The 15,128-nt window shown below is 63.6% G+C and carries 14 protein-coding genes; 12 read left to right on the forward strand and 2 right to left on the reverse strand.

All coding sequences use genetic code 11. The features are described 5' to 3' along the window. The first annotated feature begins 11 nt into the window (after positions 1–11). The 8 genes from ruvC to SynM161_RS08650 all read left to right on the forward strand — a co-directional run bounded on the left by ruvC (position 12) and on the right by SynM161_RS08650 (position 6,333). Positions 12–476, forward strand: a complete 465-nt coding sequence (gene ruvC / locus SynM161_RS08615) for a crossover junction endodeoxyribonuclease RuvC (RefSeq protein ID WP_186510113.1) — start codon at positions 12–14, stop codon at positions 474–476. After that, positions 473–1,021 carry a 5-formyltetrahydrofolate cyclo-ligase gene (locus SynM161_RS08620; RefSeq protein ID WP_186540897.1) on the forward strand — a complete coding sequence of 183 codons (549 nt, stop codon included), beginning with the start codon at positions 473–475 and terminating at the stop codon, positions 1,019–1,021. Before ruvC ends, SynM161_RS08620 begins: the two co-directional genes overlap by 4 nt. Positions 1,022–1,032: 11 nt before the next feature. Then, on the forward strand, positions 1,033–1,476 hold the full coding sequence (locus tag SynM161_RS08625) for a hypothetical protein (protein WP_186495840.1): 444 nt from the start codon (positions 1,033–1,035) through the stop codon (positions 1,474–1,476). A 7-nt stretch (positions 1,477–1,483) separates the two neighbouring features. Further along, entirely contained in the window at positions 1,484–1,906 is a 423-nt protein-coding gene (locus tag SynM161_RS08630) for a SufE family protein (RefSeq protein WP_114988587.1), read from the forward strand. A 99-nt stretch (positions 1,907–2,005) separates the two neighbouring features. Next, on the forward strand, positions 2,006–3,313 hold the full coding sequence (locus SynM161_RS08635; protein ID WP_186540899.1) for a homoserine dehydrogenase: 1,308 nt from the start codon (positions 2,006–2,008) through the stop codon (positions 3,311–3,313). Positions 3,314–3,414: 101 nt separating this feature from the next. Next, complete coding sequence (locus SynM161_RS08640; RefSeq protein ID WP_186540901.1) at positions 3,415–3,651, forward strand: hypothetical protein; 237 nt, start codon at positions 3,415–3,417, stop codon at positions 3,649–3,651. An 88-nt stretch (positions 3,652–3,739) separates the two neighbouring features. Next, positions 3,740–5,314 (forward strand): ABC transporter substrate-binding protein, encoded by a 1,575-nt coding sequence (locus SynM161_RS08645; protein ID WP_186540903.1) that lies wholly within the window; start codon positions 3,740–3,742, stop codon positions 5,312–5,314. Then, on the forward strand, positions 5,314–6,333 hold the full coding sequence (locus tag SynM161_RS08650) for an ABC transporter permease (protein WP_186540904.1): 1,020 nt from the start codon (positions 5,314–5,316) through the stop codon (positions 6,331–6,333). The genes SynM161_RS08645 and SynM161_RS08650 overlap by 1 nt, the downstream gene beginning before the upstream one ends. Here the strand turns inward: SynM161_RS08650 and SynM161_RS08655 are convergent. Continuing rightward, the gene (locus SynM161_RS08655) at positions 6,327–7,901 is read right to left on the reverse strand and encodes an alpha/beta hydrolase (RefSeq protein WP_186542627.1); all 1,575 of its coding nucleotides are present in this window, start codon (positions 7,899–7,901) and stop codon (positions 6,327–6,329) included. The two genes, SynM161_RS08650 and SynM161_RS08655, sit on opposite strands and share 7 nt — an antisense overlap. 137 nt (positions 7,902–8,038) lie before the next feature. Here SynM161_RS08655 and SynM161_RS08660 point away from each other — a divergent pair, with 137 nt between their 5' ends. Beyond that, positions 8,039–9,262, forward strand: coding sequence for an MFS transporter (locus tag SynM161_RS08660; protein ID WP_255441759.1), 1,224 nt, complete (start codon positions 8,039–8,041; stop codon positions 9,260–9,262). Positions 9,263–9,401: 139 nt separating this feature from the next. After that, positions 9,402–9,737, forward strand: a complete 336-nt coding sequence (locus SynM161_RS08665; RefSeq protein WP_186540905.1) for a hypothetical protein — start codon at positions 9,402–9,404, stop codon at positions 9,735–9,737. Positions 9,738–9,833: 96 nt separating this feature from the next. Here the strand turns inward: SynM161_RS08665 and ychF are convergent, their stop codons facing one another. Beyond that, positions 9,834–10,925 (reverse strand): redox-regulated ATPase YchF, encoded by a 1,092-nt coding sequence (ychF, locus tag SynM161_RS08670; protein WP_186540906.1) that lies wholly within the window; start codon positions 10,923–10,925, stop codon positions 9,834–9,836. A 51-nt stretch (positions 10,926–10,976) separates the two neighbouring features. On the opposite strand from ychF, the gene SynM161_RS08675 reads away from it, so the two are divergent. Both SynM161_RS08675 and polA read left to right on the forward strand, forming a co-directional pair. Then, positions 10,977–12,143: an efflux RND transporter periplasmic adaptor subunit gene (locus SynM161_RS08675; protein WP_255441760.1), complete on the forward strand. Its 1,167-nt coding sequence runs from the start codon at positions 10,977–10,979 to the stop codon at positions 12,141–12,143. A 24-nt stretch (positions 12,144–12,167) separates the two neighbouring features. Then, on the forward strand, positions 12,168–15,125 hold the full coding sequence (gene polA / locus SynM161_RS08680) for a DNA polymerase I (RefSeq protein WP_186540907.1): 2,958 nt from the start codon (positions 12,168–12,170) through the stop codon (positions 15,123–15,125). Positions 15,126–15,128: the final 3 nt, after the last annotated feature.

Raw genomic sequence — 15,128 nt, forward strand, 5'->3', positions numbered from 1 at the left:
ACAATCAGCCCATGCGGATCCTCGGCATCGACCCGGGCCTCGCCCGGGTGGGCTACGGGGTGATCGACATCCAGGACGGATGCCAGCGCATGCTCGATTGCGGCATCATCCAGACCGATTCCGATCGCTCCGACGGTGATCGCATGGTTGAGATTGCGGGCGACCTGCGGCAGCTGATCCGGATCTGGCGCCCGGAACTGGCGGCCGTGGAGAAGTTTTTCTTCTACCGATCCAGCAACACCATCAACGTGGTGCAGGCGCGTGGCGTGGTGGTGATGACCCTGGCCCGCTTCAAGATCCCGATGGTGGAGTTCCCTCCCATGCAGATCAAACTCGCCGTGGCGGGGTTCGGCCATGCCGAGAAGGATGAAGTGCTGGAGGCGGTGATGCGGGAGTTGAACCTGGAGCAACCGCCCCGGCCGGATGATGCGGCCGATGCCCTGGCGGTGGCGCTGACGGCCTGGTTGCAGCGATGAACAGCAAGCCAACCCTGCGCCGTCACTTCAAAGCCCAGCGTCATCTGGGGGAGGCGGCCACGCGATCCATCCAGGACGCCGTGGCGGCGCTGATCGACCAGTCCAACTGCGGCAACCGCCATGTGGGGATCTACTGGCCCCTTCCAGGGGAGGTGGATATACGGCCGCTGCGGGATGGTCCCCATCCGCCCTTGGCCTTGCCGGTGGCCGATGGCAACGGCCGGCTCATCTACCGGAGCTGGGGTGAGGACCCGCTTCAGCCCGATGGCTGCGGCATTCCCGCTCCTGCCACAGGAGATGCACTGAACCCCGATCAACTGGCGCTGCTGCTGGTGCCGGCGCTTGCGGTGGACGGCGCGGGAATCCGCCTGGGCTACGGCGGTGGGTATTACGACCGGCTCAGGGCTGATCCCGCCTGGGCTGCCGTGCCGGCCTGGGTGGTTCTCCCCTCAACCTGCCTTGCGGCCGAAGCGTTGCCTCGAGAGTCCTGGGATGTTCCGTTCACCGGCTGGATCACGGAACAGGGTGCTGGTCGGCCCGCCTGAGGGGCCGCATCATGGGCACCATTGATCGCCCTTCCATGCTGCGTCTGCTGGCTCCACTGCTTCTGCTCGGCTCAGTGCTGCAGGGCGCGCTGCTGGCCCCTGCCAAAGCCCATCAGATCGAAAGTGCTCTGCAGTATCTCGATGGCGATCTGCAATTGAGCAGCAGCTTTTCAAACGGTGAGCCCACCCAGGGGGCCGTTGTTCGCCTGCTCAATGCCGATGGCACGCCAGGGCAGGAACTGGGCCGCACCGATGCCGAGGGACGCCTCAGCCTCGATCTCAGCAGCGTGGGCAACGGCACCGTTGATCTCCAGGTGGACGGTGGTCCAGGCCACCGCGACTACCTCGAACTTCCCGTTCAAGACGGCGAAGTGGATCTGAACGAGGTGGTCATGTTCCCCTTCAGCCTGGTGATGGTGGGGCTGCTGGTTAGCGTGCGACGTCGAAACGACTGAGCCCCGAATGGCCACCAGCACCGGCAGTGATGCCCTCGACCGGATGGTGGAGCGCCTGGGCGGCACCGCCGATCCAAAACGCCGCTACGAATACGTGCTCTGGTTGGCCAAGAAGCTCGCACCCATGCCGGCCGAGGAGCAGACCGACGACATCAAGGTGAAGGGATGTGTGTCGCAGGTGTTTGTGCGGGGTGCCCTCGATGAGGGAGTGATGCGCTGGCAGGGCGACTCCGATGCGCTGATCACCAAGGGACTGCTCGCATTGTTGATCCAGGGGCTGGATGGATTGACGCCGGCCCAGGTGCAGGCGGTGGACCCGGCCTTCATTGCAGCAACAGGCCTGCAGGCCAGCCTGACGCCCTCACGCGCCAATGGCTTCCTCAACATCCTCCTGGCCATGCAGGAGCAGGCCCGTCAACTGGACAGCTGACCCAAGCGCTGATCAGGACAGGGACAGAGACAGGAACAGAAGCCGAATCACGTCAATACATAGAGTCGCTCGCAAACGTTCCAACACGGATCACAGGGGATGGCAGCAAAGGTCGGCGTGGGTCTGCTGGGACTGGGCACGGTTGGCGGTGGAGTGGCATCGATCCTCCAGAACCCCAGCGAACGTCACCCGCTGGTGGGTGAACTGGAGCTGATCCGTGTTGCCGTCCGCGATCTGAACCGCCCCCGGCCCGTTGCTCTGGACGAAAGCCTGCTGACCACCGACCCATCGGCGGTGATTCAGGACCCAGCCGTGGACGTGGTGGTGGAGGTGATCGGTGGTCTAGAGCCGGCCCGGAGCCTGATTCTCCAGGCGATTGAAGCCGGCAAATCCGTGGTGACCGCCAACAAGGCCGTGATCGCACGCCACGGTCAGGAAATCGCTGAAGCCGCGGCCGCCGCCGGGGTGTACGTGCTGATCGAGGCCGCCGTGGGTGGCGGCATTCCCATCATTGAGCCGCTGAAGCAGTCCCTGGGGGGCAACCGCATCAACCGCGTCAGCGGCATCATCAACGGCACCACCAACTACATCCTCACCCGCATGGCTGAGGAGGGGGCCGCCTATGACGCGGTGCTCAAGGATGCCCAGGAGCTGGGCTACGCCGAAGCCGATCCGGCAGCGGATGTGGACGGTCTTGATGCGGCCGACAAGATCGCGATCCTTGCGACTCTGGCCTTCGGCGGCAGCGTGGATCGCGCTGCCGTTCCCACCGACGGCGTCAGTGGCCTGCAGGGCGTGGATGTGGATTACGCCAATCAACTGGGCTACGGCGTGAAGCTGCTGGCGGTGGCCGAGCGCATGGCGGAAAGCGGCGATCCCCTGCCCCTCTCCCTGCGGGTGCAGCCCACGCTGGTGCCCAAGGACCACCCCTTGGCCGGCGTGAACGGCGTCAACAACGCCATCCTTGTGGAAGGTGACCCCATCGGCCGGGTGATGTTCTACGGCCCCGGTGCGGGAGCCGGCCCGACCGCCTCTGCGGTGGTGGCCGACATCCTCAACATCGCTGGCATCCGCCAGGCCAGTGAAGGTCCCGGGAACGTGGATCCCCTGCTGGCCGCCAGCAGCTGGCGACCCTGCGCTCTGGTCGACTCAGGCGACATTCGCCAACGCCACTATGTGCGTTTCAAGACAAAAGACGCCCCCGGCGTGATCGGCAAGGTGGGTGGCTGCTTCGGCGAACGCAACGTGTCGATCCAGTCGATCGTGCAGTTCAATGCCAGCGACGCCGGCGCCGAGATCGTTGTGATCACCCATGAAGTGAGCCAACGCCAGATGAATGAAGCCCTGGACGCCATCCAGGCTTTGCCGGAGGTGTCTGGTCTCGCTGCTCACCTCGGCTGCCTCTAAGGAGAGCTTCCGCCCTGGCGAATGCCCCCTGGCGTGCGTCAGAGTGTCAAGAACTTTCACGGCACAGGCCTGAATCCTCAGATCTGTGCTCGAAACGGTTCATGCAGAACCTCACCTGTTCGAGTCCCGGTCAAGGCTGCCCCCTAGAGGAGGGGGTGAATCCGATGACGGTGCACCAGGGAGATTGCGTCAATCTCGACAGTGACAACGACACCTATCAAGTGATCGGCGTGGATGGTGACCACGACCGCTGCTGGGTGCGCCGCTGGCCCCTGCAGAGCAACGAGGGCTCACCGGTGTTCGAAATCTCGTTGGAAAGGATTCGCCAGGTCGGGTAAGTCCCTGTTGAATAGGCCGACCCGTGTTGATTGAGGCCCGTTGAAGCGCACCGATCGCCCCACGAGATGGACGTGTGGTGGCGCGCTGATGGCCATAGCCCTGACCATCACCCAGATGGGGTGTCAGGCCCCGCCCTCCACCAGCCGCATCACGGTGGCCTCAGCGGGCCGCATCAGCTCCCTGGATCCAGCCCAGGCCAGCACCCTCGGCGCCACGCAGCTGATCAGCGCCCTGGGGGATCCGCTCTATCGCCTCAGGCGGGATGGCTCCCTAGAACCCCGCCTGGCAGCCTCGGCCCCGGTTCTGAGTGATGGCGGTCGCACCGTCACGGTTCCCCTGCGCACCGATGTGCGATTCCACGATGGAACGCCGTTCGATGCCGCAGCCATGGCCTTCAGCCTGCGGCGCTTCCTCGAGATCGGAACCCTCAGCTATGTGGTGGGCGACCGGATTGCGGCGGTGGAGGAAGCCGACAGCCACACCCTGCGGCTGCGCCTCAGTCGCCCCTCCACATCCCTGCAGGGTCTGCTGACGTCGATCAACCTCACCCCGATTTCACCAACGGCCTACAGCAACCATCAGGACCGTTTTCTACACGACCGCTTTGTGGGGACAGGCCCCTACAAACTGACCCGCTTCAGCGAACATCAGCAACGACTGGAGCCCTTCGCCCAGTACTGGGGTGAGGCGCCGCGCAACAACGGCCTCGATCTGATAACGCTGAGCAACTCCACGGCGCTCTACGGGGCATTGCGCAGTGGCGAGGTGGATCTGCTGCTCTCCGCCTCGATCGACGAAGACCAGCGCCACACCCTGCATGAACGGGCCAGCGCGGGGGAGCTGCACGAGTCAGTGGGGCCGGCGATGGAGATCGGCTACATCACCCTGCTGAGCAACCGGGAGCCATTCCAAGACCCCAACCTCAGACGGGCCCTGGCCGTCAGCCTGAACCGAAGCGAGATCAGTGAACGGGTGAGCTACGGGCTGCGCCGTCCACTGCGGGCACTGGTTCCCCCCAGCCTGGCCGGCGGCGCCATGGCCCCTTGGCCCGAACACAACCCCGAGCAGGCCCGCGAGCTGCTGCAGGCGGCGGGCTACTGCAACGGCAGCACCCTGCGCTTTCCGCTCACCTTCCGCTCCAATGTGCCCGCCGACAAATTGCTGGCCCTCACCTGGCAGGCCCAGGTGCAACGGGACCTCTCGGATTGCCTGGTGTTGGATCTCGATGGAGTCGAATCCACCACCATCTACCGCCAGCTGGGGGAAGGTGCCTTCAAAGCCGTGATGCTGGATTGGCGCGGCAGCTACCCCGATCCGGAGGCCTATCTGACGCCGCTGTTGAGCTGCACCTCGGTGGAGGGCAACATCTGCATGGAAGGAGAAGCAGTCATCAGCGGCAGCTTCTGGAGTGCCCCCGGATTGCAGACCGCCCTGCTGAAATCCGACACGCTGACGGGCGATGACCGCCGCACCGCCCTGGATCGTGTGGACCATCTCTCCGCCGACGGTGCCGCCTACATCCCCGTCTGGCTGGATTCACCTCGGGCCTGGGCCCAGCTGAACCTCAACCCTCCACGATTTGATGGCAGTGGTCAGCTGATGCTCGCTGAGCTGGAGCGCCGGCAGGACGGAGCATCAAAGAAAGGAGCGACGAACAACTGATGGGACGCGCCCGAGACCTCGCCCGCTACAGCGCCACCCGCCTCGCCCTGGCGCCATTGATGTTGTGGCTGATCGCCAGCCTGGTGTTCCTGTTGCTGCGCGTCGCCCCAGGGGATCCCGTGGATGCGGTGCTCGGCAGCCGTGCCCCCGCCGCTGCCAAAGCAGCCATGCGAGCTCGGCTTGGCCTGGATCAATCGTTGCTGGATCAATACCTTAGCTATCTCAATGGATTGATCCACGGCGATCTGGGGCAGGCCCTGATCAACCAGGAGCCGGTGCGAGCCATCATCGGCAAAACCCTGCCCGCCAGCCTGGAGCTGAGCGTGATCGCCCTGGTGTTGGCTGCTGTGGTGGGGCTGAGCATTGGCTTCAGCGGTATTGCCCGGCCCGAGGGAAAGATTGACCTGGGCGGACGCCTCTATGGATTGGGCACCTATGCCCTGCCGCCCTTCTGGGTGGCCATGCTGGTGCAGCTGGTGTTCGCCGTCAGCCTGGGCTGGTTGCCGGTGGGCGGGCGCTTCCCCCCCAGCCTTCTCCCCCCCGAGGGCAGCGGCTTTTTCCTGCTGGACAGCGCTCTGCAGAACAACTGGGCCGCTTTCCGAGGCACCGTGCGTCACCTGATCCTGCCCGCGGGGACCCTGGCTCTGCTGCTCAGCGGCACCTTCACGACCGCCCTGCGACTGAACCTGCGACGCACCCTGCGCGGCGACTACGTGGAAGCGGCGCGCAGCCGCGGCCTCAGTGAGCGGCAGGTGATCCTGCGCCACGGACTGCCCAATGCCTTGCTGCCGGTGCTCACCATTGCTGGCATCACCGTGGCCTCCTTGATTGGTGGAGCCCTGCTGATTGAAGTGACCTTCTCCTGGCCAGGCATTGCCTTGCGGCTGCAGGAAGCCATCAACCAGAGGGACTACCCCGTCGTTCAGGGGATCGTGGTGGTGATCGCCGCCCTTGTGGTGTTGGTGAGTGTTGCCGTTGACCTGCTGGTGGCCAGCCTCGATCCGCGGGTGCGCTACTGATCCAGCAGCTGCTGGGCCCTGCGACGGCCCAAGCGATGCCAGCGTGTCTTGGAGCTGGCGTCCATCAGGTGAACGGCATCGTTGCGGGATGACGTGGAGCTCAGGGAATCGAGGAAACGGATGACCTCATGGGCAATCACCCGCTGAACGCTGAGGGGATTGACGCCCACCAACTCTTCGCCGAGCCGGAAGATGTCGTCCCCCTCTGACGCCATTCCCTGGCCATCCACACGAATCGGCGAAAAGTGACTGGCCCCCTCAACCACCACCACCTGGCTGGCGGGATGCTCCGCCAATCCAGCCAAAAGAGCCAGCTGCTCATCCAGAGGAGGGGTGATCAGATCGAGGGTGCCACCAACCATCAACAGCGGAATCGGCAACGCCCGACTGGCGCGGTGCGGCCAGATCAACCCGCCAAAGCTGTTGAGCCCCACCACCGCCCGGGGCGGCGGGTCCATCGCTTTGCTCTCGAGCACACGGCCTGCCGCCAGTTCACACTGAAGCAATTCCGACAGGTTGGTGAGGGGCAAGCCCGCCAGGGCCGCTTCACAGCGCTGGGCCATACCGGGCACCAGCTCCGCCCCACTGGCCAGGAGAGCCGTTAGGGCACCCAGGGAATGCCCCATCAGCACCACCTCGGTTCCGGGGATGTTCAGATCGCCCCGTTGCTGCGCCTCAACCACCGCCGCCAGGTCAGCCAAGCGATCACGAAGTGCTGCGGCACCATCGAACGACTGCCGCCCCTCGAGCAAACCCTGAACAGCCGCGGCATCGCTGCCGGGATGCTCAAGCACCACCACGGGCCAGCCCGCCTGCATCAGCGAACGCGCCAGCCAGTGGAAGTGGTTGGGGTCCCCGCCCAGCCCCGGCATCATCAAAACCCAGGTCCGGTCCGCACGAGGCGACTGGGGAATCCAACGTTCCAGCCGCAATGGCCGCGAAAGATGGCCCACCGCAAGCGTTGCGTGACGGGGCGCATCAGCCGTGGCAGAACGCTCCCTGCCCTGCAGGGGCTGCAGCCGAGCCTCCTCCTCAGCCAAAGCCCACATTAGGGACTGATGACGCTTCAATTCCAGCCGCCAGCGGTTGGCAGCAGCCACCAACGCATCCAGATCAAGACGCAACTGCGGGGTGGGCAACGCCTCCAACACATCCAGCGTTGAAACGGTTTCCTGCCGTTCGAGCAGCTGCTCCAGCGTGGAGAGCACCAGCGAACGGTTGATGCGCCGTCCGTCCTCCACGCGAATCAATTCCCCCAGGGCATCCAGTAGCGGCCCCGCTCCCCAGCTGCTGAGCAGCTGACGCCCGAGGCTGCGGCGGGTGAGCACCGGAGCCTGGAGCAGACGGATCAGCCCCTCGCGACTCTCGGGTGCGAGAAGCCCCATCCAGGTGGACAACTCCGATCGCGAGAGCTGCGGTGGATCAGCCGTCGGCGAGCGCACAAAGGATCCGAGTTCCTCCACCGAAACCGGAAGAACCACGCCGTCGATCTTGACCTCCACACGTTCTGTGGAGCCAACAGGCCACGATCCGCACGTGCTGAGCAGCAGACTGCCCATCAAGCCCATCGCGATGCATCGTCCTGTTAAGCGTCCGCGCAGCAACGCCTGACCCTCTGCGGTGGTGGAACCAGTTTCCATCACCCCTGAGAAATGTCACCCGACTGAGGTTCCTGGCGTCCATCGGTGCCGGCGGGGTGATGTTCATGACGCCGCTGATCTTTCATGCCATCGACTTCTCAGCGCGTGAAGTGGGAAGCGGCCTGGCCGTCTCTGCCCTGATCGGCACGGTGGTGCGCCTGCTGAGCGGTGCACTGCTTGATCGCGGCATCCGCTGCTCCTGGCCGGTGAGGGGCACAACCCTTTTGGCCATTGCAGCTGATCTGATCCTGCTGCAGGCCGACAACTACAACAGCTACTTGCTCGGACAGCTGCTGCTGGGCTGTGCGGCGGGTCTGTACTGGCCTGCCATCGAATTGGCCGTTCCCCTCAGTTGCGGCAACCTTCCCTCAGGGCGGGGCTACGCCCTGGTCCGCAGCGCCGATGCCCTCGGCATCGGCATCGGGACGCTGATCGGAACCGCTGCCGCCACCCTTGGAATCCTGCGGACGGTGTACGTCGTTGAAGCGGTGTGCATGGGCGCTGTGTTGGTGCTGATCAGCCTTGTTCCGCTCCAGGACGGTCCGCCCTACCGCAACCTCAGCAGCAACAGCCCAGCGCCGGTTGGTCAACGGCCACGGCCAACAACCCGACTGCCCTGGCTGCTTCCCCTGCTGCCGGTGCTGCTGATCAGTGTGGTGGCCACCGGGATCCTGGCCCTTCAACAAAGTGCGCTTCCCCTCGATCTGGTGCGCGGCGGGCTGGTGCGACCGGCCCTGAGCGAAAGCCACAGCAGTGCCCTGATCGCCCTTCAGTTGACCTTGCTGGTGAGCCTGCAGTGGCCGGTGGGCCGATGGCTGGCGGAGCGCAGCGTTGCCTTCGGCCTCGGCCTGAGCCTGGCGGGATTCAGCCTTGGCTGCAGCCTGATTGCCCTGTCCTCCTTGTTCGAGAACGGAACGATCCTGGTGCTGGCAGCCCTGCTGCCAATGGCCTTCGCCCAGGCCGCTTTCCTGCCCACGGCCACAGAAGCCGTTATTGAAGGGACACCACCAGAACACTGTGGCTTGGCGATGGCGCTGTTTTCCCAGTGCTTCGCCATCAGCGCCATTGTGGCCCCCCTCGCTGGTGGAGCCCTGCTGGACTTTCAAAACAATGGCCTGCTGCTCTGGCTGCTGATGGGTGGGGCCTGCCTGGTCGTGCTCCCTACCCTGCGCAGCCTCAAGCCGCGCTACGGGGTGACAGAAACAGGCCAGGACATCGCCCCGCCAGAACAACAACGCTTTGATGCTCTGGCACAGGCAGTTCAGGTCAACAACATCGTTGAGAGCTGACGGCAGAGGATGAAGACCATCCGAGGACCAAGAGAAAGCCATCTCTCAGTTAGATGCTGACTATAAATACTGAAGAAGACCTGACTCCTCTTTTTGCCCTAAAAATTGATCTCAACCAGAGAACAGATGTTCATGCTCTATGGACGTACAAAGAATTGATCAGCAGCCAAACTGTGTTGACCACAACACCGCAAAAGCAAGATCAGATCGCTCAATGAAATGGTTCACTGCGATGCTGCTCACCGTCATATTTTCTCCGCTTGCCAGTGCCACTCAGCACGATGGACGGGCACTGGTGGCTCACGGAGAGCGCAAGAAAGCGGCTTACCTGGTTCTAAGCACAATCACCCAGGAGATCGAACTCATTCCAGTTGAATCCCTGAATCAATGCGAGACAATTGGAAGTGAGATCATGAAGGGTGGAAAGTTGAGCAAGTTCCTCAAGGGATACAAATGCATTCCGGGCTTGCTCTAGGCGAACCAACTAGAGATCACTGATATTCCCCCAATCAAGCACTCTTGAAAAGTCAAAGAGCGCTAGAGGGAATATCTAGGGAATCAAATGCTTTGACTAAACGTTAAACAAAAACTCCATCACATCGCCTTCATCCACCACATACTCCTTTCCTTCACTGCGCAGCCAGCCTTTGTTGCGGGCTTCTGCCAGTGAGCCGGCCTCCAGCAGCTTCTCCCAACCGATGGTCTGAGCGCGGATGAAGCCCCGCTCGAAATCGGTGTGAATCACACCGGCAGCCTGGGGAGCTGTCATCCCGGCTTTGAAAGTCCAGGCCCTTGTTTCCTTTTCACCGGTGGTGAAGTAGGTGCGCAGCCCGAGCAATCGATAGGTGGCCCGAATCAGGCTTTGCAGTCCACCTTCCGTTACCCCGAGACCTTCCAGATAGTCCGCGGTTTCCTCATCTCCCAGTTCCACCAGCTCCGCTTCCACCTGGGCAGAGATCCGCACCGTTTCGGCACCTTCCTTGGCGGCCAGTTCAACCACCTCGCTGCAGAAGGCATTGCCCCCAGCCAGATCGTCTTCACTCACATTGGTGGCGTAGATGATCGGCTTGGCGGTCAACAACCCCAAGGGCTTGATCATCGCCGCTTCTTCCTCGTTCAGCTCGACGCTGCGAGCCGCACCACCGTTCTCGAGCACCGCCTGAATCCGTTCAAGAGCAGCGTCTTCCACCTGCGCTTCTTTGCTGGTGCGCATCTGCTTCTTGAGACGCTCCCGGCGCTTCTCAATCTGAGCCAGATCCGCCAGACCCAGCTCAAGATTGATCACCTCCGCATCCCGGGAGGGACCAACTGACCCTGAAACGTGAATGACGTCATCGTCCTCGAAGCAGCGGATCACGTGAACAATCGCGTCCACCTCACGGATGTTGGCCAGAAACTTGTTGCCCAGACCTTCGCCCTGGCTGGCGCCTTTCACCAGACCAGCAATGTCGACAAACTCCATCCGGGTCGGAATGGTGTCCTGGCTTTTGCTCAGTTCTGTGAGCCGGTCCAGTCGCTCATCGGGCACCGCCACGGTGCCGACGTTGGGCTCGATCGTGCAGAACGGAAAATTGGCAGCCTGCGCCTGAGCGTTGGCGACCAACGCATTGAACAAGGTGGACTTGCCCACGTTGGGCAATCCGACAATTCCAGCTTTGAGCATCGGCGGAATCTACCGGCCAGCGGCGAGACTGTTGTGAAGTTTTGTGGGCCCATGCTGCAGTCCTTGCGCTCCCCTGCGTCCCCATCGCCTGAAGCAGAGCTGGCCTCAGTGGCAAAAGCACGATCCAGCCGGCGCAAAACCGCAATGGTGGGAGTGCTACTGCTGGCCTTGGGCGGGGGTGGGCTGCTGCTGCGTTTCGGTCCCTGGAGCAACCGTCAACGGGATCTGACGCCCTTCACCACCACAGCTGAACGCGGCGTGCTCTCTGGAGTGATCAGCGCCAGCGGGGAACTGCAGGCCCAGCAGAAGGTGAACGTGAGTCCGCGCCAGCCGGGTCTGCTGGCGGAGCTGATGGTGGATGAGGGGGATGTGGTGGAGAACGAGCAGGTGCTGGCGGTGATGGATCGCGGCGATCTCGATGATCGGCTGCAGGAGAAGCAGGCTCTGCTGCGTCAGGCCGACGCCAACTATCAGAACAAGAGGGAGGATTTCGAACGTCGCAGCCAGCTGTATGCCAGCGGCGCGCTCAGCGCTGACGACTTCAGTGATGCGCGCTTCGAGATGCTGGCCAGGCAGGCGGGTCTGGTGGCAGCCCGGGAACGGGTGGAGCAACTGGAACAGGAGAGCCGCGAAAAGACGATCCGCGCCCCCTTCTCAGGAACGATCACAGCGCGCTACGCCGAACCGGGGTCATTTGTGACCCCCACTACAGCCGCCTCGGCCACAGCCGGTGCCACCAGCGCCTCGATCGTTGAGCTCTCGCAAGGCTTGGAGGTGAGGGCCCGCGTTCCGGAAAGCGACATCGGCCGCATCCAGCCCGGCCAAACCGCCGAGATCAGGGTGGATGCCTATCCCGATGAGCGCTTCCAGGCAACGGTGAGTGAGGTTGCCCCGCGCGCCGCGAAAGAAAACAGCGTCACCTCCTTTGAAGTGAAGCTGAACTTCGTCAACCCACAGAAGAAACTGAAGATCGGCATGACCGCCGACATCAATTTCCAAACCGGGCGCAGTGCGCCCGAAATCCTGGTGCCCACCGTGGCGATCACACTTGAAGACGGCCAACAGGGTGTGTTGCTGGTGGATGAAAACCAGCAACCACGTTTTCAGCCGGTGGAACTGGGCAACAGCAGCGGCGACAAGACTGCAATCCTGAACGGTCTCGAATCAGGAACCCGCGTGTTCATCGATCTGCCCCCATGGGCCGATCGCCGCGATTGATCCACCCACACTTTCAACACCGTCATGCCTGAGGCCCCCGCCAAGCCCCTTCTGCTGCTTGTGGATGGCCATTCCCTGGCATTCCGCAGCTTCTACGCCTTCAGCAAGGGGGGGGAAGGCGGTCTGGCCACCAAAGACGGCCGGCCCACCAGCGTGACCTACGGCTTTCTCAAAGCCCTGCTGGACAACAGCAAAACCCTGAAGCCAGAGGGCGTTGCCATCGCCTTCGACACAGCCGAGCCCACCTTCCGCCACAAGGCGGACGCCAACTACAAGGCCCACCGGGATGTGGCCCCTGAGGTGTTCTTCCAGGACCTCGAACAGCTGCAGCAGATCCTCGAAACGCACCTGCAGCTCCCCCTCTGCATGGCACCGGGCTACGAAGCCGACGATGTGCTGGGAACCCTGGCGAACCGAGCGGCCGACTCGGGATGGGGCGTGCGGATCCTTTCGGGAGACCGCGACCTGTTCCAGCTGGTGGATGACAGCCGCGACATCGCAGTGCTCTACATGGGTGGCGGCCCCTACGCCAAAAGCAGTGGCCCAACACTGATCCGCGAAGAGGGGGTGCTCGGCAAGCTCGGCGTGATGCCCGACAAGGTGGTGGACCTCAAGGCCCTCACAGGGGACAGCTCCGACAACATCCCCGGCGTACGCGGGGTTGGCCCGAAAACAGCCATCAACCTGCTGAAGGACAACAGCGACCTCGACGCGGTGTACGCCACCCTCGAGCAAGTGGAAGCCGAAGGGCCGAAAGCCAGCCGGGGCGCCATCAAAGGTGCACTGAAAGGGAAGCTGCGCGCCGACCGCGACAACGCCTACCTGTCGCGCAAGCTGGCCGAGATTCTCGTGGATGTTCCCCTGCCCAAGGAACCCAGCCTGCCGTTGTCGTCGGTGGATGCTGATGGCTTGAGCAGTTGCCTGGAAGACCTCGAACTCAACAGCCTGCTGCGCCAGGTGGGGGGCTTTGTGGCGGCCTTTTCCGCCGGCGGCTACGGGGCCAATGCGGGAGCCGCTGCAGCCAAGACCAACCATCAAGCCAGCTCAAAACAGGCGCCTGTCGAGGCCGCATCCGATCCGGCAACCAACGACGACGTGGGGCTGCCCGCGCTGAAACCCCAGTTGATCCAGACCGAAAAGGCCCTGGATGCATTGATGCAGACGCTGATGGCCTGCACCGACAGCGCCCTGCCCGTCGCCTTTGACACCGAGACCACCGATCTCAACCCATTCCGGGCCGAGTTGGTGGGCATTGGCGTCTGCTGGGGGGAGGCCCTGGACACCCTCGCCTACATCCCGCTGGGGCACAAAGGCAGCGACGACAGCAGCCCTGAGCAGCTGCCGTTGGAAACCGTGCTCACCGCCCTCTCCCAGTGGCTGGCCAGCAGCAACCACCCCAAAGCCCTGCAGAACGCCAAGTACGACCGCTTGATCCTGTTGCGGCATGGCGTTGCCCTGGAGGGCGTCGTGATCGACACGCTGCTGGCCGATTACCTGCGGGATGCCGCCGCAAAGCATGGCCTGGAGGTGATGGCCGAACGCGAATTCGGATTCCAGCCCACTGCCTTCACCGACCTGGTGGGCAAGAAGCAAACCTTCGCCGATGTGCCGCTGGAGCCCGCCAGCCTGTACTGCGGCATGGACGTGCACGTCACCCGACGTCTCGCCCTGCTGCTGCGCGATCAGCTGGAGGCGATGGGTCCCCAGCTGCTGCCGCTGCTCAAACAGGTGGAGCAGCCCCTGGAACCGGTGCTGGCCCGGATGGAAGCCACCGGCATCCGCATCGATGTGCCCTACCTCCAGGGCCTCTCAAAGGAAATGGGCGCCACGCTGCAGCGACTGGAATCCGAGGCCAAGGCAGCTGCCGGGGTGGAGTTCAACCTCGCCTCGCCCAAACAGCTGGGGGAACTGCTGTTCGACACCCTTGGCCTGGATCGCAAGAAATCACGGCGCACCAAAACCGGCTTCAGCACCGACGCCACCGTGCTGGAAAAACTCGGCAACGACCACCCGGTGGTGCCGCTCGTGCTGGAGCACCGGGTGCTCAGCAAGCTCAAGAGCACCTACATCGACGCCTTGCCGCAGCTGGTGGAAGCGGAAACCGGCCGGGTGCACACCGATTTCAACCAGGCGGTGACGGCAACGGGGCGGCTGAGCAGCAGCAACCCCAACCTGCAGAACATCCCGGTGCGCACCGAGTACAGCCGGCGCATCCGCAAGGCCTTCCTGCCGCAGGAGGGCTGGACCCTGCTCAGCGCTGATTACTCCCAGATCGAGCTGCGCATCCTCACCCACCTCTCGGGAGAAGAGGTGCTGCAGGAGGCCTACCGCAGCGGCGATGACGTGCACGCGTTGACGGCTCGGCTGCTGCTGGACAAAGACGAGGTCAGCCCAGACGAACGCCGCCTCGGCAAGACGATCAACTTCGGTGTGATCTATGGCATGGGCGCCCAGCGCTTTGCGCGGGAAACCGGCGTGAGCCAGGGCGAAGCCAAGGAGTTTCTGGCCAAGTACAAGCAGCGTTACCCGAAGGTGTTCGCCTTCCTCGAGCTGCAGGAGCGGCTCGCCCTCAGCCGCGGTTATGTGGAAACGATTCTCGGCCGCCGGCGGCCGTTCCACTTCGATCGCAACGGCCTGGGGCGGCTGCTGGGCAAGGACCCGCTGGAGATCGACCTGGACGTGGCCCGCCGCGGCGGCATGGAGGCGCAGCAACTGCGGGCGGCGGCCAATGCCCCGATTCAGGGCTCGAGTGCCGACATCATCAAAGTGGCGATGGTGCAGCTGCAAGACGCCCTGCAGCGTCAGGGCCTACGGGCCCAGCTGCTGCTGCAGGTGCACGACGAACTGGTGCTCGAGGTGGCGCCGGACGCCCTGGACGCCATCCGAGAGCTGGTGGTGCAGACCATGGAACAGGCCGTTGCGCTGAGTGTTCCCTTGGTGGTGGAGACCGGCGTCGGCGCGAACTGGATGGAGGCGAAATAAACG

This window comes from Synechococcus sp. M16.1 (assembly GCF_014279895.1).
Lineage (GTDB): Bacteria > Cyanobacteriota > Cyanobacteriia > PCC-6307 > Cyanobiaceae > Parasynechococcus.

Bases quoted from the DNA above. Each gene is read 5' to 3' on its own strand.
- ruvC (WP_186510113.1), top strand. From the start codon at position 12: ATGCGGATCCTCGGCATCGACCCGGGCCTCGCCCGGGTGGGCTACGGG.
- SynM161_RS08620 (WP_186540897.1), top strand. From the start codon at position 473: ATGAACAGCAAGCCAACCCTGCGCCGTCACTTCAAAGCCCAGCGTCAT.
- SynM161_RS08625 (WP_186495840.1), top strand. From the start codon at position 1,033: ATGGGCACCATTGATCGCCCTTCCATGCTGCGTCTGCTGGCTCCACTG.
- SynM161_RS08630 (WP_114988587.1), top strand. From the start codon at position 1,484: ATGGCCACCAGCACCGGCAGTGATGCCCTCGACCGGATGGTGGAGCGC.
- SynM161_RS08635 (WP_186540899.1), top strand. From the start codon at position 2,006: ATGGCAGCAAAGGTCGGCGTGGGTCTGCTGGGACTGGGCACGGTTGGC.
- SynM161_RS08640 (WP_186540901.1), top strand. From the start codon at position 3,415: ATGCAGAACCTCACCTGTTCGAGTCCCGGTCAAGGCTGCCCCCTAGAG.
- SynM161_RS08645 (WP_186540903.1), top strand. From the start codon at position 3,740: ATGGCCATAGCCCTGACCATCACCCAGATGGGGTGTCAGGCCCCGCCC.
- SynM161_RS08650 (WP_186540904.1), top strand. From the start codon at position 5,314: ATGGGACGCGCCCGAGACCTCGCCCGCTACAGCGCCACCCGCCTCGCC.
- SynM161_RS08655 (WP_186542627.1), bottom strand. From the start codon at position 7,901: ATGGGCTTGATGGGCAGTCTGCTGCTCAGCACGTGCGGATCGTGGCCT.
- SynM161_RS08660 (WP_255441759.1), top strand. From the start codon at position 8,039: ATGACGCCGCTGATCTTTCATGCCATCGACTTCTCAGCGCGTGAAGTG.
- SynM161_RS08665 (WP_186540905.1), top strand. From the start codon at position 9,402: ATGGACGTACAAAGAATTGATCAGCAGCCAAACTGTGTTGACCACAAC.
- ychF (WP_186540906.1), bottom strand. From the start codon at position 10,925: ATGCTCAAAGCTGGAATTGTCGGATTGCCCAACGTGGGCAAGTCCACC.
- SynM161_RS08675 (WP_255441760.1), top strand. From the start codon at position 10,977: ATGCTGCAGTCCTTGCGCTCCCCTGCGTCCCCATCGCCTGAAGCAGAG.
- polA (WP_186540907.1), top strand. From the start codon at position 12,168: ATGCCTGAGGCCCCCGCCAAGCCCCTTCTGCTGCTTGTGGATGGCCAT.